We start from the raw sequence: 20491 nt of genomic DNA on the forward strand, positions 1-20491 counted from the left end.
GCCAGGGGTTTAGCGCAGTACCGCCAACTTGATGCTGAAGCCCACCAGGCACATGCCGGCCAGGCGTTCGAGCAGGTTCGAGACCTTGGGGTTGGCGCGCAGGCGGGCGGCCAGGTTGTGGGTCAGCAGCACGGCCACCAGGCCATACAGGAAGGTCAGCACGGCAATGGTCACCGCCATGAAGCCGAACGTCACGAAGCCCTGATGCCGGACCGGGTCGACGAACAGCGGAAAGAACGCCATGTAGAACATGATCGCCTTGGGGTTGAGCAGGGTGATCATCATGGTCTGGCGCAGGTAGTGCTTGGACTTCATCGGCCGTACCGGCGTGCTGCCGGGTTTGGCCAGGGCCATGCGCAGGCCCAGGTAGGCCAGGTACGCTGCACCCAGCCATTGCACGGTATGGAACGCTGCCGGGTAGGTGGTGAGCAGCGCTGCCACACCGGCCACGGCCAGCCACAACAGCACCTGGTCACCCAGGATGACGCCGAAGGTGGCGCCCAGGCCGCCTTTGATGCCGCCCTTGCCGGTGGCAGTGATCAGCGCGAAATTGCCCGGCCCCGGGATCGCCAGCAGCACCAGGAAGGCAATCACGAAGGCACCGTAGTCCGTTACGCCAAGCATGGGGAAACTCCGTGTTACCTATCAGGATTCGAGTGCATACGATACGCCTGCGCTGCGCCGGTGCGAACCCCGTGTTGTGCATCTGGCCCGAACAATCGCACAGCGATGTGCGCCTGCTGCCAGCCCGGCAGGTCACGCCCGGGCCCGTGCAACTTCCGGTTTCTCACGTACACGCTGGGCTTTGCCCGGCTGATCCGGCCGGGCTGCGCTGTTCTACTGGGGGCTCTTTGTACCTCTGGAGCAGGCGATGCAACTTTGTTACGCAGCCAACATGCACGGCATCTTCAACCGTGCTTTCCCTACCGAGTCGCAGCCTGTGGCTGGCGGTTGCCGGGTAGTCGTACACCGGGGCGTGCTCTATTGCGCCTACAACGCCGACGGCAACGTGGCCGAATTCGTCGCGAAAGTGAGTGGCATCGACGTATGGACGACGCCGGCGGTGCTGCCACTGATGGTGACCCCGAGCAGGTCACTGGCGCTTTTTGTGTTCAAGGACAAGGTCCATGCGTTTCGAAGCGATGACCAGGGTGAATACACCCTGGCCTCCTACAACGACACGCTCATGGGGTTCGAGCCCATGACGTTGAGTCAGCCCATGCACGGCTCGCCGTCGCTGGTGGAGTTTCAAGGGCGGTTGCACGCCTTCTATCGGCAGGGCCACACGAGGCAGATCGAGTGCCTGAGCAGCGAAGACCTGGAAAACTGGGGCAATGGCCCGGTGCTCAGGGCCAGGGGGGTAGCGGTGACCACCCCCGACGACCCGATCGCCATTGTCTACCAGGGCCTGATCCACCTGTTCTACAAGGATGGCGATGGTCGGACCCTGTTGGTGAAGTACGACGGCAAGCAGGCCTGGACCGAGCCACGGGTGTTCATCGAGCAGGCCTACCCGTTCATGCCGGGTGTGACGGTTCACGCGGGGCTGCTCAAACTCGCCTTCACCCGCAGCATTGCCAATGCCGACGGTCGCGCGCTCTATCAATACGCCTATGACGGCAATGCCCTCAGCCCGGCAACGGTCAGCAGCAACCTGGCCGCTACCGAGCGGGTGGGGCTGGGCGTGCTCGATGGCGAGCTGTTTGCGCTGTTCCAGAAGGCCTGACCCGGTGGAGGTGTTCCCATGCCCGTTGATCGTGTCATTGGCCTGTACATCGACAACAATCTGGTGCCCGACATGCCGGCCGTTGCGTTCGAAGAGCAGGTCGACGTGGTGTTCATGGACGCGGTGGCGCTGCTCGCCGCCGCCAGGCCCCGGGACTGCGTGCATACCCTGGTCTACTTGAACTACATCGTTTCGGCGCGCCTGATACGCAGCAGCAACCATGAGGCACAGGCCGGCTATGGGGCATGCATGACCACCCTGTTGCGCCGCTGGTACAGCGACACCACGGTGCTGCAGCATCTTCAGGCCTCGCCAGGGCTGTATCGTCATGGCGTGATGATCGGGCTCTACCGTGTGCACCATGCCCTGGTCATGAATGGCCTAAGGAGCGTACAGGGGCCACACCTGCTGGATCCTGGCGACCCCTTGCGCATGCTCCAGCACGGGGTCATGGCCATCTTCGGCCCGTGGCATGCGCACATTCGCCTGCATGGGCGCATTCGTGATTACTACCACAGCCGAGTGAACACTGCAGGGCCCTCGGCACAGATCGAAATAGGTCGCAGCGCGCGCACTGAGGTGCCGATACGGGTGGCCACCTGGAACCTGCAGGGCGCATCGGTCAGCACCGAGAGCAAATGGTTGACCGGGGTCCTGCCGCTGCTGCGCAGCAACGATGTGGTGGTTCTGCAGGAGGTCGGCGTTGCCCCGCATTCTGCGGTGTTCAACCGCACCGAACGGGTGGCCGACCAGTTCGGCAGTCACCACGACATCCATGTCTACAGCTGGCAGGCCGGCACCCGCAGCCGGCCCGAGCGCTACCTGATCTACTTCCTCGATGTGCAGCGGTTGCGGGTGAACCTGGCGATCGTGATGCCTGACCCCGGCGAGTTCATGGTCAGCCAACTGGCCATCATCTCGGACGGGCAATTGCCGGTGGCAGGCCCGCCCCTTTACCGCCCGGCCATGGGGGTGCGTGTGAGGCGACGAGCGCTGGCGGGCAACACGCCGGAGCTGGCGATCTTCAACCTGCATGCCATTTCCGGCGGGGGCGTCAACGCCGCGCGCATGTTGAGGGAGATCAGCTGGCACACCGATACGCCGTTCGCGCTGCTGGGGGATTTCAACCGCGATCCGCGACCGACCACTCCCCCGGTGCCGACGCGTGGCAACTGGGTGTCGCCCGAAGACATCGCCCGTATCGAGCTGGCGGGCGGCAGCACCCACCCCAGCGTGGCGCCGAGCAACATGCTGGACTATGCGGTGACCAATGGCACCTCGCAGGTGCCGGCGCCGGGGAACGTTTCTGCGCCGGGGGCATCGGACCACCGCTCGGTGCATTACAACCTGACCTTCAACTGCTAGCGCCGGCACGTGCCGCGGGATTTTCCCAGCGTCGCTAATTTATCCGCACGCCGCTTCGTCTCCTCCAGTAGCGCCCGTACGCCTCCCGCGCCACGAGCCTCATTCAACCAAGGAGACAGGCAATGACTTCCGTATTCGATCGCGACGATATCGTGTTCCAGGTTGTGGTCAACCACGAGGAACAGTACTCCATCTGGCCGGACTACAAGGCTATCCCCAACGGCTGGCGCACCGTCGGCAAGAGCGGTTTGAAGGCTGAGTGCCTGGCGTACATCGATGAGGTATGGACCGACATGCGCCCGCTGAGCCTGCGCCAGAAGATGGCCGAAACCGCTGCGGCGCAGTGAGGGGCGGCACGTGTCGTCACTGACCCTGTTGTGCCTGCCGTACTCGGGTGCCAGCGCCATGGTCTTCAGCCGCTGGCGGCGCAAGGTGCCCGCCTGGTTGAACGTGCGCCCGGTGGAGCTGCCAGGGCGGGGTGCACGCCTTGGCGAGCCGTTGTACACCGACATGCAGGCCCTGGCCCGGCAACTGGCCGCCGAACAGAGCCTTGTCGCCCACCAGCCCTACGCGGTGCTGGGGCACAGCCTGGGGGCGCTGCTGGCGTTCGAGCTGGTGCACGAGCTGCAGGCGCTGGGCTGCCCGCCACCGGTGGCGTTGTTTGCCAGCGGTACGGCGGCGCCGACCCGTCGTGAAGGCTACGACGACGAAAGCTGGCGCGAACCCAAGAGCGACCCGCAACTGATCGAAGAGTTGCGCACCCTGGGCGGTACTTCGGAGGAAGTGCTGGGCAACGAGGAACTGATGAGCCTGACCCTGCCGGTGTTGCGCGCAGACTTTCTGTTGTGCGGACGCTACGCCTATCGGCAGCGCCCGGCACTGCGTTGCCCGCTGCATGTGCTCGGGGGCGAGGAGGATCGCGCGACCCAGGAGCAGTTGCTGGCCTGGCGTCAGGAGAGCCAGGGTGATTTCTCGCTGGCGCTCTTCCCCGGCGGGCACTTCTTCATCCATGAGCATGAAGAACAGGTGCTGGGCGTGCTCAGCCAGGCCCTGGAGCCGCACCGCCTGACCGCATGAGCCTCGCGTGGTAGCATCCGACCGGGCCCGGGCAGCCATCGCGCTGCCCGGGTTTCTGTCCGCAAGCCGCCTGGCGGTGACACCCATCGCCCCGGCGCCCGCCATGGAGCGCACGCAATGCTGATCGACCCTACCCAGGCCACGCTGCTGGTCATCGACGTTCAGGAAAAACTCATCGGCGCGGTCAGCGACCCTGCCGGCACGCTGGCCCGCACCCGCTGGTTGCTGGCGGCGACGGCCGAACTGGGGTTGCCCACGGTGATTTCCGAACAGTATCCCAAGGGCCTCGGGCACACCGTCGGTGCGCTGCTCGAGGCGGCGCCCGCTGCCGAGGTGGTGGAAAAGGTGCACTTTTCCTGCGTGGCTGCCGACTGCCTGCCCGCCAGCCTGCTGGCCCGCCACCAGGTGATTGTGTGCGGCATGGAAACCCACGTGTGCGTGCTGCAGACAGTGCTCGGCCTGCTGGCGCTGGGCAGGCAGGTGTTCGTGGTGGAGGACGCCTGCGACAGCCGCAGCCTGCTCAGCAAGAGCGCCGGCCTGCAGCGCATGCGTGATGCCGGCGCGCAGATCGTGACTCGCGAGATGGTGCTGTTCGAGCTGCTGGGCAGCGCCGGCCACGAGAAATTTCGCCACATCAGCAAGACCTTCCTGGTCGGCGAGCAACCTTGAGGGTGGGCGGATCATGTTGTTCGTGGTGATGCTGGGGGGCAAACACCCCCGGGCCCGCATCGAAGTGCACGATGTGGTGTTCGTGGTGGCCCCGACCCTCGAAGCGGCCTACCCGCAATTGCGCGAGCAATGGTTCGGCAGCGCCAGGGGCGTGCACATCGATTCCTGGCTGGAGGTCGACGGGGTCGACGGCTACAAGCTGCACTGGTCGGACATGCAGCCGGCTGCCGGCGAGCCACGCCTGTATTTCATCAACCTGGGCGGCTACGAGCCCGGTGCGTTCGGCGAGGCGCACCAGTACCTGTTGGTGGTGGCCACCAGCAAGGCCCAGGCCAAGGCCATCGGCAAGCAACGCATGGCACGTCACTGGAGCCAGGCGCACACCGATGCAGTGATGGACGTGGATGACTGCATCGCCATCGACCAGCTCGGTGGCCGATACGTGCGCCTGATTGCAGGCGAGCATGCCCCGCTGGTGCAGCGCAGCGACTACATCGTGCTGGGCTGATGGGCGAGCTTGATGGCTATTTGCCGTTAGCCTGGATTACAGTACGCGCTTCATTTTCTGCCCTTACAGGATGTTCCGATGCGTTCACGTGCACTGTCTGGCTTCTGCTGCGCACTCACCCTCAGCGCTCTGCCGAATCTGGCCCTGGCCCAGGCCACGGTGGCCCAGGTGTTCAATGGCGAGATGCTGGGCACCAACCTGCGTTTCTTCGAGTCGGTAGCCGGTGTTGCGCGTACCTCGTTCGGCGACACCCATACTTACAAGGTGCAAGGCTGCGAAATCACCGCCACGGCCGGCGGCGGCACGGTCAGCGAGCTGCGCATGGAGCTCTCGCCCACCTGCAAGGCAGACCTGAGCACGTTCATCGGCGACTTTGCGCCGCCGCCCGCGCAGCCCCTGACGTTCGGTGCAATGGCCAGGTCTTCGGGAGGCGGGCTGGAGTTCTACGCCAGTTGCCTGAGCATGTGCGGCAATGCCGCCGACCCGTCGGTGTACGCGCTCTGGCAAGGACCGCGAGCAGTGGGGTTTACCGAAGTGCTGCTGGAGGTGGTGCTGGTGGATGATGAGGCCAGCGCGGCGGCCGGTCACTGGAGCGAGGCCATGCAGAAGGCCAAGGGTGACGACTTTGTGGTGGACACCCGCTTCAACTGCGAGCGCACCTTCGATGAAGTGGCGCAGGCCAGCTTCGACAAGGTCAAGGTCAATGCGGTCACCATCGGCACCGAGTTGACCAAGCCGGGCTGCTGACGGTTTGCACGGGCCGGCCCCGGCTGTGTACTGTGGGGCCCTCGACCGATAGCCGGGGGCTGTATGCCTTTACGCGGATGGATGGTGCTGGCCACGCTGGCGCTGCTGTTGCAGGGGTGCGCCGGCCAGCGTGGGGCGCAACAGGCCACGCCGGCCCAGGTGCGCGCCACGGTGGTTGCACTGATGCCAGCCGCCACTGGCGACCGTGAAGGGTGGGCGGCGGACATTCAGACGGCGTTTGCCGCACAGAAGCTCGACCCCAGCCGCAGCAACCTGTGCGCGGTGCTGGCGGTGACCGAGCAGGAGTCGACCTACCAGGCCGACCCGCAAGTGCCCGGCCTGGGGCGCATTGCCCGCGCCGAGATCGACCGGCGTGCGGCGCGTCTGCATGTACCGCAGCGGCTGGTGGAGGCCGCGCTGCAAACCCACTCGCCCGATGGCAGAACCTACAGCCAGCGACTGGCGGCGGTGCGCAGCGAGAAGCAACTGAGTGCACTGTTCGACGACCTGATCGGTTCGCTGCCGCTTGGGCGTACCTTGCTCGGCGACCTGAACCCGGTGCGCACCGGGGGGCCGATGCAGGTCAGCATCGCGTTCGCCGAACGCCACGCCCAGGACTACCCCTATGCCTACAGCGGCACCCTGCGCCAGGAAGTGTTCACTCGGCGCGGCGGGCTGTACTTCGGCATCGCCCATCTGCTGGGTTACCCAGCCAGCTACGAGCAGCCGCTGTATCGGTTTGCCGACTTCAATGCAGGCTGGTACGCAAGCCGCAACGCGGCGTTCCAGCATGCGGTCAGCCAGGCGTCGGGCGTGGAACTGGCGCTGGACGGCGACCTGATCGCGCCAGGGGCGATTTTTCCGGGGGCCACCGAACAGGCGGTACGGCGCCTGGGTGACAGGCTCGGCCTGCGCAACCCGACCATTCGCAGTCAGCTGGAGGAGGGGGACAGCCTGGCATTCGAGCGCACGCGGCTGTATCAGCGGGTGTATGCACTGGCCGAGGCGGCTGCGGGCAAGCCGTTGCCGCGGGCACAGTTGCCAGGCATCGAACTCAAGAGCCCCAAGATCACCCGAAAGCTGACCACGGCATGGTTTGCCAAACGGGTGGATGAGCGCTATCGGCGCTGCATGCAGCGCTGATAGCACGGGGCAGGCTCAGGCGCTGGCCAGGGTCGCGCTGGCGCGGGCGTTGCTGGCGCGCTGGCCCAGGCTCTGGTACAGCGACTGGCCGATCTCGGCTGCGCGCACTGGCAGTACCGACAGCAGGGTATCGCTCAGGCCGTGTGACGCTTCGCAGAAGCCCTGCAGGTATACCGCTGCGTTGAGCTCCGGGCTGGCCAGCACGCGATAGTCGCGGTCCACTTCGAAGTCCTTGAGGTGCTGTTGCAGCGGCGCCAGCAGCTCGCGATGGGAGCGGCGCTCATAGCCGGTGGCAAGAATCACCGCGTCGTACACGTGGGTCTGCTGGATGCCGGTGGCCAGGTCGCGCAGGGTCAGCTCGATACCCTTGTCGGTGCTGACGGCGGCCTCGATGTTGCGTCGGCACAGAACGGCGTGACGGTACTGATGGGCGACTTTCTGACGGTAGAGCATGCCGTAGATGCGTTCGATCAGGTCGATGTCCACTACCGAGTAGTTGGTGTTGTGGTACTCGGAGATCAGCTTGGCACGCTCGGCCTGGGGCTGGTTGAACACCAGGTCGGTGTAGTCGGGGGTGAAGACCTCGTTGACGAACGGGCTGTCATCGGCCGGCTTGAGTGCCGAGCCGCGCAGGATCATGTCGGCCTTGACCGACGGGTAGCTGTCGTTCAGGTCGATCAGGGCCTCGGCGGCGCTTTGCCCCGAGCCGATGATCGCGATGCGCATGGGCTTGCCCTGGGTGCACGGCAGTTGTTCCAGGCTGTTCAGGTACTGGGAGTGGTGGAACACGCGCGGATCGTCCTTGAAGGGCGCGAATACCGGCGGGATCTTCGGCGTGCCGCCGCTGCCCACCACCACCGAGCGTGCCCGGCGCAGGCGTTCATGGCCCTGGGCGCTGCGGGAGATCACGCGCAGGTGGTCGATACGCCCGTCCAGCAGTTCAGGTTCCACGCGCAGGATCTCCTCGCCATACACCGCCTGGGTGGCGAAGTGCTCGGCGGCCCAGCGCAGGTAGTCGTTGTACTCCAGGCGGCAGGGGTAGAAGGTGCCCAGGTTGATGAAGTCGGCCAGGCGCTTCTTCTGGTGCAGGTAGTTGACGAAGCTGTAGGGGCTGGTGGGGTTGCGCAGGGACACCAGGTCCTTGAGGAAGGAAATCTGCAGTTCGCTCTGGGTGGCCAGGGTGTTGCCGTGCCAGCGGTAGTCGCTCTGCTTGTCGATGAACAGCGCATCGAGGGCATGGCCGTTGGTCTGGGCGAGTTCTTCCAGGGCGATGGCCAGGGCCAGGTTGGAGGGGCCGAAGCCGACGCCGATCAGGTCGTGGATTGTTTCGGATGTTGAGGGCTGGTTCATGGGTGCGGCTCCCGTGTGTGGTCGAGGTGGGGCGCCAGTTTTTTGCGCCCCTGATCCTGCTCAGGTACTCCGATAGAACGAGCTGTGAGGCTTGGAATTTACCGCTGACCCTGCTTCAGGAAGCCCTGCCGCCCGGCGGCAGGGCTGGAAACGGGCTCTGTCAGAGGTATTGGGTCAGCAGGGCCATGGCCCGATCGATCTGCTGTTCGTCGTTGAGCAGGCCGGGTGCGAAGCGGATCACCGGCCCGGCATCGCGGGAGACGGCATCGACCATCACGCGGTTGCGTACCAGGTGGGCGGCCACGGCGCGGGCGTCGTGGTCCTTGATGCGCAGGAAAGTAAACCCGGCGGAGTACTCGGTGCTCAACGGTGTCACCAGCTCGATCGCCTTGTGTTCGAGCAGGCGCTGTTTGAGCGCGGTGTTGAGCTGGTGGATGCGTGCCTGCACCTGCGCCTTGCCCAGTTGCAGGTGCAGTTCGAAGGCCTTGCCCAGTGCCCATCGATGCTCGAAGGCGTGGTAGCCCCCGGGGGTCATGATGGTGGCGAAGTCCTCATCCTCGGAGAAGGTCGCGAAGGTGGGCACCAGATGCTGCATTTTTTCCGAGGCGGCGCAGATGATTCCCGTACCCCGCGGACCGAACATCCACTTGTGGGTGCCAGCGATGAAATAGTCGCAGTTGAAGTCGTCGAAGCGCTGGTTGTCCACGCCGAACCCGTGCACGCCGTCGATCACATACAGGATGCGGTCCTGCTCGCTGCGTTCGCGATTGTGGCGGCGCACCAGAGCGCCGATCTCGCCCACCGGCAACTTGACCCCGCTGCCCGAGTGCACCCAGGTCATGCCGAGCACGCGGGTGTTGGGGCGGATATTCTGGTCGATTGTGCTCAGCACCTGGTCGGTGGACACCTGCCAGGGCTGCTCGAACAGGCGCAGTTTGCGCACGGACGTGCCCTGGCGCTGGTGGCGGAAGGCCAGGCATTTATGCGTGGAGTAATGCTCGTGCTCGGTGGTCAGGATCTCTTGCCCGGGGCCCACCTGCAAGCCACCGTAGATCATGCCCAGCCCTTCGGTGGTACTGCCGGTAAGGGCGATCTGGCGGGGCTTGACCTCCAGATAACAGGCCGCCCAGTTGCGCACTTCGCCTTCACGCTTCCACTCGTTCTGGCTTTCCCAGTCCATCTGCTCGGCGGGATTGAGATCGACTTCGGCACGAAACCGATCGATGGCCTCCTGTACCGGCCTGGGGTGGGCGGTGACCAGGAAGTTGGCGAAGTGGGCCACATTCGGGTCCAGCGGGAACAGTTGACGCAGGTTTCGCCATTTGTCCGGGCCGTTTAGCTGCGCGGTAGGGGCCGCCTGGGCAGCAGGCAGCAGGCTGGTGCCTAGCGGCAGGCTGGCGGCAAGTACCCCGGCCTGCTTGAGGAATGTACGACGGTCGGTCATGTCGGCGCTCGATAAGGGTCAGGGGGCTAGCGTGGCAACGGGTTGTGCGGCTTTCTGCACCTGGGCCCACACGCGCAGGAAGTTGCCACCCCACAGCTTGGCGATGTCTGCTTCGGAGTAGCCGCGGCTGAGCAGTTCGGCAGTCACGTTGCGGGTTTCGCTGGCGTCCTTCCAGCCGTCCAGGCCGCCACCGTCGTTAAAGTCCGAGCTGATGCCCACATGGTCGATGCCGATCTTCTTCACGACGTAGTCGATTGCATCGCCGAAATCCTTGAGGGTGGCCTTGGGCTCCTCATCGATGATGCCGTAGAGGTTGCCGGCATAATCGCCAAAGCGCGCCTCGGGCCAGATCGCAATCACCGCATCGCCCGGCATCAGCGCATTGGCCAGCCCCTGCAGGGGCTGCAGGTCGAAGCGGGCGCGCAGAGCCTCGAGTTTGTCCAGGGTCGGTTTGCTCAGGGGCTTGAGATAGGTGCCGAAGCCGACGACCTGGACCACGCCGTCGCTGTCCCTGATCAGTTTCAGTTCCTTGTCGCTGAGGTTACGCGGGATATCCACCAACGCCCGTGGCGCCGAGTGCGAGGCCACGATCGGGGTGCGGCTCAGGCGAGCCACGTCCTCCAGGGCCAGGGTCGACATCTGCGAGACATCGATGATCACCCCCAGATCGTTCAGGCGCTTGACCGCCTGCTTGCCGATTGGCGACAGCCCTCCCAGGGCGTCAGCGGTGTCGTTGAAGAACGGCAGCGGCCGCGAGGAGTCCGCCCAGTCATTGTTGCCGGTGTAGCTGAAGCCGAACATGCGCATGCCACGGGCCGCCCACAGGTCGAGCTGGGACAGGTCGTTTCCCAGTGGGTAGGCGTTGAGCATGCTGATGAAGATGGCGAACTTGCCCTCGCCATGCAGGCGGCGCATGTCGTCGGGGGTGTAGGCGATGCCGATCTGGTTGGGGAAGTCGCGCACCATGGCGCTGATGATCTTGTAGCGCACCTCCTGTTGGTGGCGGGCCTCGTCGACAAATCCCGGAGTGGGGCGGTGGGGCGCATTCGGGCCGTTCCACAGTTCGGGCCAGCCGAAGATCGTCAGCGCCGCGCCGGATAGTCGCCCCTGGCCGGCCTTGACCAGATCGAGCTGGCCGCCGCTGTTCTTGTCCACCTCGTGGCCAGCGGTGCCCATGTCCAGCGGTACGGTGATGTGGCTATCGAAGGACAGCATGTGCTCGTGCAGGGCATTGGCCTGCTCGACGATCTCGCGGGGGTAGGCAGGCCCTTGCTTCCAGTACAGGTAGCCAGCGGCGGCTGCGCCCACGACTGCTGCCAGGGCAAGCGGCAGGCCGATGTACAGGGCTTTTCGGGAACGGGTTCTGGTCATTGCCATCTCGGTCGCAGTACTGATCGGTCCGACGGCCTGGCTGTGTCAGGCGAAGGTCGGGTGTCAGGGGAAGGACGATTGATGGAGGGCTAAATTTACAACCTCCGGCGCGCGCTCGGAGTTGTGGCTTCACGATCTTGGCGGGTGGGGTGTCTGCCGTGCGCGAGGCACGGCAGTGTGTGCGATCAGTCGACCGCAGGGCGGTTCTGGCTGCGTTCGGCCTTGTAGCGGATCGCGACGGCCGGGGCGGGTTTGGCGTCGCCGGTTTCCAGCCATTGGCGCATGCGGCTGGCATCGGCGAAATGGGTGTACTTGCCGAAGGCATCGAGTATCACCATGGCCACCGGGCGATTGTCCATCCGCGTCAGCAGCACCAGGCAATGGCCGGCCTCGTTGGTGAAGCCGGTCTTGGTCAGCTTGATGTCCCAGTTGCTCTTGTTGACCAGGTGGTCGGTGTTGCGAAAGCCCAGGGTGTAGTTGGGTTTCTTGAAGGCCACGGTCTTTTCGCGGGTGGTGCTCAGCTCGCTCAGCAGCGGGTAGCTGCGCGCGGCCAGCAGCAGCTTGCTCAGGTCGCGAGCGGTGGACACGTTGCTGGTCGACAGGCCGGTGGGTTCCACATAGCGGGTATGACTCATGCCCAGGGCCTTGGCCTTGGCGTTCATGGCCTTGATGAAGGCGGTGTAGCCACCGGGGTAGTGGTGCGCAAGGGTCGCGGCGGCCCGGTTTTCCGAGGACATCAGGGTAATCAGCAGGGTGTCGCGACGGTTCAGCTCGCTACCCAGACGAACCCGCGAGTACACGCCCTTCATTTCCTTGGTCTGGGCGATGGTGATGGTCAGGGGTTCGTCCATGGCCTGCTTGGCATCGAGCACCACCATCGCGGTCATCAGTTTGGTGACCGAGGCGATCGGCACCACACGGTCCGGGTTGCTCGCATAGAGCACCTTGTTGGTCTGCAGGTCGATCAGCAGTGCACTGCCCGAGGCCAGGTGCAGCTTGGCAGGGTCGCGCTGGACCTGGGGGGCCGGTTGGGCAACAGCGTTCGACGTGACGCTGGCAGTGCCAGTGAGCATCAGCAGCAGGCTGAGAATAGACAGGGAGGTTTTCACGTTGGTGCTCACTAAATGTAGGTATGTCGTTGGCTGTGCACGGGTTTTTTATTACAAGCCGTTACATTCTAGGAGTATGGTCGAGTCTGTGTCGATTGCCCCGTAAACATTGGGCGAACTATGAAATTTATTTAACCCTGGGCTTCGTTTGCAGCGGCTGGATCGGCGTGCCGAACCAGCCGAGCGGGACCTTAGCGGGACTTGAGGTAGCCGGCGGTGACGGCCTTGAGCAGCTCGTGACCTGCCTCGGCCGCCTTGGCGGGCGTCTGTGGCAGCTTGTACTGGCCGCTGAGGATGATCGCCAGGGTCATCTGCTGCGCGGCGGCAAGGGGGTGTTGGGCTGGGTCGAGCGGGGCTGGAAATCCTTTTTCAGCGGTCATGCGAACTCCTGGGTTCAGGCTGTGAGGGTATGCCAGCCTAGGCCTGAACGGCGATCAAGCCAATGCGGGCGGTTTCCCCGACAGCCAGCGCCCTGCCCGCAGGCAGGGCGCAGGGCCGGTGCTACCAGCGGGGCGGTCCGTAGTACACCGGTGGCGGGCCGTAGTAGCGCTCGCGGTAATACGGCGGCGGCACCGGTACGTAGCGCTCCACAACCGGATACGGCGGGTACGGCTGGTAGTACACCGGCGGCGGCGGGGCCTGGACATACACCGGCGGGGGGCCGTAGTAGGCCGGCTGGCGCTCGACGTAGACGGTACGGTCGTGGTTGCCGGACACCACCGCACCCACCACGGCACCGACGACGGCCGCGCCAAGCACCGGGCCGGCACCCCCGTGCCAGCCGCCGCCACCACCGTGGGCGGCCGCTTGCCCGCAGACGGCCAGGGCGCCAACCAGCAGGGCGATTCTCGGGATGTGACGGTTCATGAAGACTCCTCGGTTTGCAGCCCCGGCGCTGGTGCTGTCGAGACACCCAAGACGTGGCGCGGGGATACCCATAAGACCGCAGCCCCCGGAAAAATGGCACGGGCGTTGAGTAAAGGTTGTGTAAGCCCCGATCAACGGTTCGGTGGGCAGTGAGTGCATACTGGTGCCCCTGCCGTTTTCAGGAGCCAATCGATGACCCCCAGCAAAGACACCGTTTTGTGCATGTCCCTGGCCGGGCGCCCCGGTACCTTCGGCGTGCGCTTTCATAACCATCTGTACCAGCAGCTGGGGCTGGATTACTACTACAAGGCCATGACCACCACCGACCTGCCGGCCGCCGTGGCCGGCATTCGCGCGCTGGGTGTGCGTGGGTGCGGTGTGTCGATGCCGTTCAAGGAGGCCTGCATCGCGTTGCTCGATGAACTGGACCCCTCGGCGGCGGCCATCGATTCGGTGAACACGCTGGTCAACACCCAGGGGCATCTCAAGGGCTTCAACACCGATTACCTGGCGGTGCGTCAACTGATTCACCAGCATCGCCTGGACCCTGCATGGAGCGTGGCGCTGCGCGGCAGCGGCGGCATGGCCAAGGCGGTGGCGTGCGCGCTGCGCGATGCCGGTTTCAGCGACGGCACGATCGTTGCGCGCAATCGCGAGGCCGGCGAGCGGCTGGCCCGCACCTGTGGCTATCGCTGGCAGGCCGAGCCACACGGTGTGCGGGCCCGGTTGCTGGTGAACGTGACACCGATCGGCATGGCGGGCGGGGCCGAGGCGCAGCAACTGGCCTTCGAGCACGAGCAGATCGAGGCGGCGCAGGCGGTGTTCGACGTGGTGGCGATGCCGGCGCAGACGCCCTTGATCGTGGCCGCCCAGGCTGCTGGCAAACCAGTGGTTACCGGGCTGGAGGTGATTGCGTTGCAGGCGCTGGAGCAGTTCGTGCTGTATACTGGGGTGCGCCCCGATTCACGGCAGATCGCCGAAGCGGTGGCGTTTGCGCGGGGCGATTGAGCCCTGCAGGCAGGTTCGCGCCAGGCAGTGAGCGGGAGCGGCTGAACGTGCTCCCGCAAAGCATTGCTCGACCCTGTGCCGAGCTGGCTACTCCAGCTGCGCCAGGCGTTCTTCCAGCGCCGCGATACGCGCCTCCAGTGCCTCGATGCGCTCGGCCGACACGCCGCCGACAGGGCGTTCCGCGCCTTGCTGGCGTGCCGCCAGAATCGCTTCGATGTCGGCCGGGTCGCCGAAGGCATGGGTGTAGCGGTCTTCGCGCTGGCCGGGCTGGCGCGGCAGGTGCAGGGCAAAGCCCCGGGCTACCAGGCGCTCCAGCTGATGCAGCACCTGTTCGGCATCCTCGAATTCATGCATGCGGTTGCTGCGCGTCAGCAGCTCGCTGACCGTCTGCGGCCCGCGCAGGAACATCAGCCCCAGCAGCACCTGTTGCGCTGGTACCAGCTCCAGCGCCTTGTCGACGCGGTGCTCCCAGCGGTCGGCCCGGCTGCCCATCTGCAGGCGCGCCAGGCCCTGGCTTTCGAGGGCACGCAGGCTCTGGCCGACCTGGCCCTGGGTCAGGTTCATCACCGGCTCGCGGCTGGTCTTCTGGTTGCAGGCCAGCACCACGGCGTTGAGGGTGAGGGGGTAGGTTTCGGGGCTGGTGGCCTGCTTTTCGATCAAGGCGCCGAGGATACGGATTTGCGTGCTGTCGAGGCGTTGCTCGTCAACGGGGGTGTCCAACTCAGTGCTCATCGCGCGTTCCCTATGCTGTGGAAGGCAACTAGCCTAATCCTTGCAGAATAAAAGACAAGCCGCCGGGCGCCGCCAAGCGTGTCTATAATCGGCCACGCTCAATCCATCACCCAGCGAGACTGTCATGACCATTTCCCTGTACGCCGCCTCTGTTCCCGTTTTCAAGCAGATGCTCAATGCCCTGAGCGATGTGCTGGGCAAGGCCCAGGCGCACGCCGAGGCGAAGAATATCGACGCCAATGTCTTCCTGCAGGCGCGCCTGTACCCCGACATGTTCCCGCTGGTTCGCCAGGTGCAGATTGCCGTGGACTTCGCCAAGGGGGTTTCGGCCCGCCTGGCCGAGGTCGAACTGCCCAAGTACGACGACACTGAAACCACCTTTGCCGAGCTGCAGGCGCTGATCGCCAAGGTGTTGGCCTTCGTCGAGCAGATCGAAGCGAAGCAGATCGACGGCAAGGAAGGCATCGAGATCATCACCCGTCCGGGTACGCCGAAAGAAAAACGCTTTACCGGCCAGAGCTACCTGCTGACCTACGGCCTGCCGCAGTTCTTCTTCCACGTGACCACGGCCTACGCCATCCTGCGCCACAATGGCGTGGAGATCGGCAAGCGCGACTACATGGGCGCGTTCTGATTACCCAGGCATGAAAAAAGCCCGGCAAGGTCAACGCCTTGCCGGGCTTTTTCATGCCTGCCAGGATCAGCTCGCCTGGCGTTCCTCGGCCTCGCACGCGGCGGCCGTGAACAGCACGTCGGTGGACGAATTGAGCGCCGTTTCGGCCGAGTCCTGCAGGATGCCGATGATGAAGCCTACCGCCACCACCTGCATGGCCACCTCGCTGGGAATGCCGAACAGGCCGCACGCCAGCGGAATCAGCAGCAGCGAGCCGCCCGCCACACCCGAGGCGCCGCATGCGCACACGGCGGCGACCACGCTGAGCAGGATGGCCGTGGGCAGGTCGACGCTGATGCCCAGGGTATGCACCGCCGCCAGGGTCAGCACGGTGATGGTGATGGCCGCGCCGGCCATGTTGATGGTCGCACCCAGCGGGATCGACACCGAGTAGGTGTCTTCATGCAGCCCGAGCTTTTCGCTCAGGGCCAGGTTGACCGGAATGTTGGCGGCCGAGCTGCGGGTGAAGAACGCGGTGATGCCGCTTTCGCGCAGGCACAGCAGCGTCAGCGGGAATGGGTTGCGACGGATTTTCCAGTACACGATCAGCGGGTTCATCACCAGCGCCACGAACAGCATGCAGCCGATCAGCACCGCCAGCAGGTGCAGGTAGCCCAGCAGGGCCCCCAGGCCGGATTCGGCCAGGGTCGCCGCCACCAGGCCGAAGATCCCCAGAGGCGCGAAACGGATGACCATGCGCACGATCAGCGTTACGCCCTTGGACAGGTCGTCGACCACGGTGCGGGTGGTTTCACCGGCATGTCGGATAGCCACGCCCAGGGCGATCGCCCAGGCCAGGATGCCGATGAAGTTGGCCTCCATCAGCGCAGTCACCGGGTTGGCCACCACGCTCAGCAGCAGGCCTTGCAGCACTTCGCTGATGCCACCAGGCGGGCTCATCGCCACATCATGAGTGGCCAGCACCAACTGGGAGGGGAACAGCATGCTGGCGACCACCGCCACTACCGCTGCGGAAAAGGTGCCGAAAAGATAGAGCACCAGAATAGGGCGGATATGGGTTTCCTGGCCGTGCCTGTGGTTGGCGATGGAAGCCATCACCAGGATGAACACCAGAATGGGTGCCACCGCCTTGAGTGCACTGACAAATACCTTGCCGATAAATGCCAGGTTCAGCGCGGCGGCTGGCCAGAGCAGCGCCACGGCAATGCCGGCCACCAGGCCGATCACGATCTGCAGTACCAGACTGGTACGGTTCAACAGGTTCAGAAGTGGGGTCATGACAGGTGTTTCTCGTTCTTGTGCAAGGTCCGGGAGGCCCGGATAGCGTAGCAAAGGCATGCCGCGGGCTAGCCCTGCGGCGAAAGGGGCGGGACTTTAGCACAGCACGCGGGCCCTGACCGCAGCACACTGCCTGGCGGTAGGTGGGGCGTGTTGTCGCGATGCGTCGGCGCGTCCTTCTATCGACGGTTCGGGCCGTGGAATGTTTAGGCCCGGGATGTGATGTCGGTGCCGTGTGTCTCTCAGGGCGCAGGCCAGTTGAACAGCTCGCGGCGGGCACCTTCGGTGATCGCGACGATGCCCGGGTGCTTGACCTTGCGCTCTACCGAAATGGCATAGAACGACTCGGTGACGGCATCGGTCTGGCCGATCAACTCCACCCCGTACTGGCGGCAGACCTCGTCGGCGATCACGCTGGGGGCGATGAAGATGCCGCTGCCCGACTGCCCGAATGCCTGCATCAGCGCACTGTCATCGAATTCGCCGACGATGCGCGGCTGCAACTGTTGCTCGGCGAACCAGCGCAGCAGCCGGCTGCGCACCACCGTCTCCTGGCCGGGAATGAGCATCGGTGCATGCTGCAGGCCGACAGGAAAGGGCGCCGGATGCAGGGCAGCCAGTGCCGGGGTGGCGAAGAAACTGATGCCGCACTCCCCGAGCTTCTGGCTGTAGCCCTTGATGTCCAGATGGCTGGGCATCGGGCTGTCGGAAATCACCATGTCCAGGCGCTGTACTGCCAAATCTGCCAGCAGGCGCTCGAGCTTGTCCTCGCGGCAGGTCAGGCGCAGCGGGTCGGGCAGCTCCATGGTCGGCGCCAGCAGCCGGTACACGATCGACTTGGGCACCACGTCGGCCACCCCCACGCGAAACAGAATCTGCTGCTCATCGGGCTGGGCGCGCAGCACTGCTTCCAGTTCGCCGCCAATCTGGAACATCTGCTCGGCGTAGGACAGGGCCTGGCGCCCGGTCTCGGTCAGTTCGAGCTGGCGTCCCACACGGCGAAACAATTCGATACCGTAGCTATGCTCAAGCAGGCTGATCTGCCCGCTGATGGTCTGCGGGGTGAGATTGAGCTGCTCGCCGGCACGCACGATGCTGCCGGTCTTGGCCACGACCCAGAAGTAATGCAGTTGTCGGTAGTTGAGCATGTGTATCTCCGATTCGTAAAAACCGAAGTATAACTGCTGAAAATACGAATTTTCCGGATGTTTCAGTCTCTTTAGAATGCGTCGCTATCAAGGCAAGACCTTCAGAGAGGAACCCATGCTGTATTTCAAATCGATTGGCACACCCCTGGTGATGGCGCTGGCGCTGCTGGCCATGAGCGGTTGCGAGCAGGCGGAAAAATCTGCCCAGCAGATGTTCAACCAGGCTGCCCAGTCGGCCAAGGAAGCGATCGACAAGACCAACGATGCCGCCCAGCAGGCGCTCAGCGACGCGACCGGTTCGCCCCTGGCGAAAAAGCCCGATGAGTCCCAGGACAAACCCGAGCGCGACGACAGCGCCCGGGAAATCTGATTTTTTACCCACACTGATTCAGGATTGATTCATGGAATACCTGTTGGAACTTGCTGCAAGCCCGACCGCCTGGGTGGCCCTGGCTACCCTGGTGGCCATGGAGATCGTGCTGGGCATCGACAACCTGATCTTCATCTCGATTCTCACCAACAAGCTGCCTGAGCAGTTCCGCTCCAAGGCACGGCGCATCGGTATCAGCATGGCGCTGGTGATGCGCCTGGGCCTGCTCAGCACCGTGGCGTGGATCGTGCAGCTTACCGAGCCGGTGGTGGACGTGTTCGGCCATGCCTTCTCGTGGAAGGACATGATCCTGATCGCCGGTGGCCTGTTCCTGCTGTGGAAGGCGACGTCCGAGATTCACCACAGCGTCGACCCGCGTGCCAAGGAAGAGACCAAGGCGTCGTCTACCGTGACCCTGGGCTTTGCCGCGGCGATCGGGCAGATCCTGGTACTGGACATCGTGTTCTCGATCGACAGCATCATCACGGCCGTGGGCATGACCGAGCACTTGCCGATCATGATCATCGCGGTGATCAGTGCGGTGATCGTGATGCTGGTGGCCGCCGACCCGCTGGCCCGGTTCATCAACGACAACCCTACCGTGGTGATGCTGGCCCTGGGCTTCCTGATCATGATCGGCATGACCCTGATCGCCGAAGGCTTCGGTGCCCATGTGCCCAAGGGTTATGTGTATGCGGCGATGGCGTTCTCCACCGCGATCGAGGTGCTCAACATCATGTCGCGCCGGGCTCGCGAGCGGCGCGAGGCGCTGCAAGCGAAACCTGACTGACCGCTTCGCCAGCGACGTCGGCTCTGCAGGACGCACCTGCAGACGCCGGCGTTGTCGGCGAAGGTGGTTATGCAGTGTCGCGTCAGTGCGCGTTGGCGTGGCGGCGAGCGTGCCGCTGTGCCTCGGATGCAGTCCTGGTCGGCTGCGGGTGGTGCAGATGGTGGCGGCGCGCGATGCGCAACACCCCCCAGAGCATGGCTGCGGCTACCACCAGCCACGTGCCTATCAACAGAAAGATTCCCATCGTCAGACTCATTGCGTGCCTCCTTCGACTGGGCAAGCTGCACTCGCCATTCGGACACAAGCTCAGTCTAGCCCATCGTCTGTGACAGACGGTTGACCAGTGGTCCAGCGCCTTGGTTCAGTTCGCTCTAAGCGTGCCGCGGGCTATACCGCAGGCCTGCGCCAGCCTATGATCGCAAGCCAGGGCCGGGCGTCGTCTGCCCGGCATCAGCACAAGCGAGTGTCCATGTTGCCCACCGCCCCCAAACGTCGCGTGTCCCATCGTCTGCTGCTGGCTTGCCTGCTGGCCGCCAGCCTGGCCGGTTGCGCCAGCCAGCCTTCATCCCAGCTCAACAGCCTGCCCCAGCGCGTGGAACTGGGCGCGGTGCCGTTCTACCGTGGTAACGCCAACCAGAGCGCGCCGATGGCGCTGGCCGCGATCCTCTCGCAGCAGGGGGTGCGCATCACCCCCGGCCTGCTCGAAGGGCCCTTGCAACTGCCACAAGGTGTCGACAGGCTGCAGGCCTCGGTAGCGACTGTGGCACGCCAGTACGGCATGGTGGTGTACCCGCTCGACGGCACCCTGCCGGCGTTGCTGACCCAGGTGGCCGCGGGCAATCCGGTGCTGTTGCGCTATCAGGAAGGTTCGGCGTTCTGGAGCGAGCCGCGCTATGCCCTGCTGGTGGGTTATGACCGCTACAAGTCGCGGGTGCTGCTGCGTGCGGGCAACAATCGGCGCTTGCTGATGGACTTCGACGATTTCGCCGCAGCCTGGAAGAAGGAGGGGAGCTGGGCGGTGCTGGTGCAGCCGCCCGGCCAACTGCCGGCCCAGGTGGACCGCCAGCGCTGGCTCAAGGCCGCCAATGAACTGGCCCAGGCAGGCCAGGAGCAGGCGGCCCGCCAGGCCGTCAATGCCGTGGGGCAGTGACGGCC

24 protein-coding genes are annotated in these 20491 nt (G+C 64.8%); 13 read left to right on the plus strand and 11 right to left on the minus strand.

Annotated features, from left to right (window positions below):
- Positions 1 to 9: 9 nt before the first annotated feature.
- Positions 10 to 624, minus strand: a complete 615-nt coding sequence (locus tag CR917_RS11125; RefSeq protein WP_043863051.1) for a LysE family transporter — start codon at positions 622 to 624, stop codon at positions 10 to 12.
- Between the two features lie 247 nt (positions 625 to 871).
- On the opposite strand from CR917_RS11125, the gene CR917_RS11130 reads away from it, so the two are divergent.
- From CR917_RS11130 to CR917_RS11165, 8 genes are all read left to right on the plus strand, one after another.
- Positions 872 to 1726: a glycoside hydrolase family 32 protein gene (locus CR917_RS11130; protein WP_146095002.1), complete on the plus strand. Its 855-nt coding sequence runs from the start codon at positions 872 to 874 to the stop codon at positions 1724 to 1726.
- Between the two features lie 18 nt (positions 1727 to 1744).
- The gene (locus tag CR917_RS11135) at positions 1745 to 3091 is read left to right on the plus strand and encodes an endonuclease/exonuclease/phosphatase family protein (RefSeq protein ID WP_104572289.1); all 1347 of its coding nucleotides are present in this window, start codon (positions 1745 to 1747) and stop codon (positions 3089 to 3091) included.
- A 122-nt stretch (positions 3092 to 3213) separates the two neighbouring features.
- A complete protein-coding gene (locus CR917_RS11140; RefSeq protein WP_043863048.1) occupies positions 3214 to 3438 on the plus strand; it encodes an MbtH family protein in 225 nt (74 codons plus the stop codon).
- Between the two features lie 10 nt (positions 3439 to 3448).
- On the plus strand, positions 3449 to 4168 hold the full coding sequence (locus tag CR917_RS11145) for a thioesterase II family protein (protein ID WP_043863047.1): 720 nt from the start codon (positions 3449 to 3451) through the stop codon (positions 4166 to 4168).
- Positions 4169 to 4285: 117 nt separating this feature from the next.
- On the plus strand, positions 4286 to 4837 hold the full coding sequence (locus CR917_RS11150) for a hydrolase (protein WP_043863046.1): 552 nt from the start codon (positions 4286 to 4288) through the stop codon (positions 4835 to 4837).
- Between the two features lie 13 nt (positions 4838 to 4850).
- Positions 4851 to 5345 carry a DUF1543 domain-containing protein gene (locus CR917_RS11155; RefSeq protein WP_043863045.1) on the plus strand — a complete coding sequence of 165 codons (495 nt, stop codon included), beginning with the start codon at positions 4851 to 4853 and terminating at the stop codon, positions 5343 to 5345.
- Positions 5346 to 5423: 78 nt separating this feature from the next.
- Complete coding sequence (locus tag CR917_RS11160; protein ID WP_104572290.1) at positions 5424 to 6092, plus strand: hypothetical protein; 669 nt, start codon at positions 5424 to 5426, stop codon at positions 6090 to 6092.
- A 63-nt stretch (positions 6093 to 6155) separates the two neighbouring features.
- Positions 6156 to 7235: a DUF1615 domain-containing protein gene (locus CR917_RS11165; protein ID WP_104572291.1), complete on the plus strand. Its 1080-nt coding sequence runs from the start codon at positions 6156 to 6158 to the stop codon at positions 7233 to 7235.
- Between the two features lie 15 nt (positions 7236 to 7250).
- Here CR917_RS11165 and CR917_RS11170 read toward each other — a convergent pair whose 3' ends face one another.
- The 6 genes from CR917_RS11170 to CR917_RS11195 all read right to left on the minus strand — a co-directional run bounded on the left by CR917_RS11170 (position 7251) and on the right by CR917_RS11195 (position 13376).
- A complete protein-coding gene (locus CR917_RS11170; RefSeq protein WP_104572292.1) occupies positions 7251 to 8585 on the minus strand; it encodes a lysine N(6)-hydroxylase/L-ornithine N(5)-oxygenase family protein in 1335 nt (444 codons plus the stop codon).
- 160 nt (positions 8586 to 8745) lie between these two features.
- Complete coding sequence (locus CR917_RS11175) at positions 8746 to 10029, minus strand: aminotransferase class V-fold PLP-dependent enzyme (RefSeq protein WP_104572293.1); 1284 nt, start codon at positions 10027 to 10029, stop codon at positions 8746 to 8748.
- Between the two features lie 18 nt (positions 10030 to 10047).
- A complete protein-coding gene (pvdM, locus tag CR917_RS11180; protein WP_104572294.1) occupies positions 10048 to 11400 on the minus strand; it encodes a pyoverdine-tailoring dipeptidase-like protein PvdM in 1353 nt (450 codons plus the stop codon).
- 185 nt (positions 11401 to 11585) lie between these two features.
- The gene (gene pbpG, locus CR917_RS11185; RefSeq protein WP_058541931.1) at positions 11586 to 12509 is read right to left on the minus strand and encodes a D-alanyl-D-alanine endopeptidase; all 924 of its coding nucleotides are present in this window, start codon (positions 12507 to 12509) and stop codon (positions 11586 to 11588) included.
- Between the two features lie 191 nt (positions 12510 to 12700).
- On the minus strand, positions 12701 to 12889 hold the full coding sequence (locus tag CR917_RS11190; RefSeq protein ID WP_043863041.1) for a hypothetical protein: 189 nt from the start codon (positions 12887 to 12889) through the stop codon (positions 12701 to 12703).
- A gap of 121 nt (positions 12890 to 13010) precedes the next feature.
- Positions 13011 to 13376, minus strand: a complete 366-nt coding sequence (locus CR917_RS11195) for a hypothetical protein (protein WP_054915708.1) — start codon at positions 13374 to 13376, stop codon at positions 13011 to 13013.
- Between the two features lie 192 nt (positions 13377 to 13568).
- On the opposite strand from CR917_RS11195, the gene CR917_RS11200 reads away from it, so the two are divergent.
- The gene (locus tag CR917_RS11200) at positions 13569 to 14384 is read left to right on the plus strand and encodes a shikimate 5-dehydrogenase (protein ID WP_043863039.1); all 816 of its coding nucleotides are present in this window, start codon (positions 13569 to 13571) and stop codon (positions 14382 to 14384) included.
- A gap of 87 nt (positions 14385 to 14471) precedes the next feature.
- Here CR917_RS11200 and CR917_RS11205 read toward each other — a convergent pair whose 3' ends face one another.
- A complete protein-coding gene (locus tag CR917_RS11205; protein WP_043863038.1) occupies positions 14472 to 15116 on the minus strand; it encodes a YceH family protein in 645 nt (214 codons plus the stop codon).
- A gap of 124 nt (positions 15117 to 15240) precedes the next feature.
- Between CR917_RS11205 and CR917_RS11210 the strand changes: the two genes are divergently transcribed.
- Positions 15241 to 15750, plus strand: a complete 510-nt coding sequence (locus tag CR917_RS11210; protein ID WP_043863037.1) for a DUF1993 family protein — start codon at positions 15241 to 15243, stop codon at positions 15748 to 15750.
- Between the two features lie 66 nt (positions 15751 to 15816).
- Here CR917_RS11210 and sstT read toward each other — a convergent pair whose 3' ends face one another.
- Together sstT and nhaR are read right to left on the minus strand one after the other, a co-directional pair.
- Entirely contained in the window at positions 15817 to 17028 is a 1212-nt protein-coding gene (sstT, locus tag CR917_RS11215; protein ID WP_043863036.1) for a serine/threonine transporter SstT, read from the minus strand.
- Between the two features lie 242 nt (positions 17029 to 17270).
- Positions 17271 to 18176, minus strand: a complete 906-nt coding sequence (nhaR, locus tag CR917_RS11220) for a transcriptional activator NhaR (protein ID WP_043863167.1) — start codon at positions 18174 to 18176, stop codon at positions 17271 to 17273.
- Between the two features lie 115 nt (positions 18177 to 18291).
- On the opposite strand from nhaR, the gene CR917_RS11225 reads away from it, so the two are divergent.
- A complete protein-coding gene (locus tag CR917_RS11225; RefSeq protein WP_104572295.1) occupies positions 18292 to 18546 on the plus strand; it encodes a hypothetical protein in 255 nt (84 codons plus the stop codon).
- A 31-nt stretch (positions 18547 to 18577) separates the two neighbouring features.
- Positions 18578 to 19336 (plus strand): TerC family protein, encoded by a 759-nt coding sequence (locus CR917_RS11230; protein WP_043863034.1) that lies wholly within the window; start codon positions 18578 to 18580, stop codon positions 19334 to 19336.
- An 82-nt stretch (positions 19337 to 19418) separates the two neighbouring features.
- On the opposite strand, the gene CR917_RS27395 is transcribed toward CR917_RS11230, so the two are convergent.
- Positions 19419 to 19592: a hypothetical protein gene (locus CR917_RS27395; RefSeq protein WP_173925043.1), complete on the minus strand. Its 174-nt coding sequence runs from the start codon at positions 19590 to 19592 to the stop codon at positions 19419 to 19421.
- Positions 19593 to 19748: 156 nt separating this feature from the next.
- On the opposite strand from CR917_RS27395, the gene CR917_RS11235 reads away from it, so the two are divergent.
- Positions 19749 to 20486, plus strand: coding sequence for a peptidase C39 family protein (locus tag CR917_RS11235; RefSeq protein WP_054915713.1), 738 nt, complete (start codon positions 19749 to 19751; stop codon positions 20484 to 20486).
- Positions 20487 to 20491: the final 5 nt, after the last annotated feature.

The sequence above is a fragment of the Pseudomonas sp. BRM28 genome (genome assembly GCF_002939405.1).
Taxonomy (GTDB): domain Bacteria; phylum Pseudomonadota; class Gammaproteobacteria; order Pseudomonadales; family Pseudomonadaceae; genus Aquipseudomonas; species Aquipseudomonas palmensis.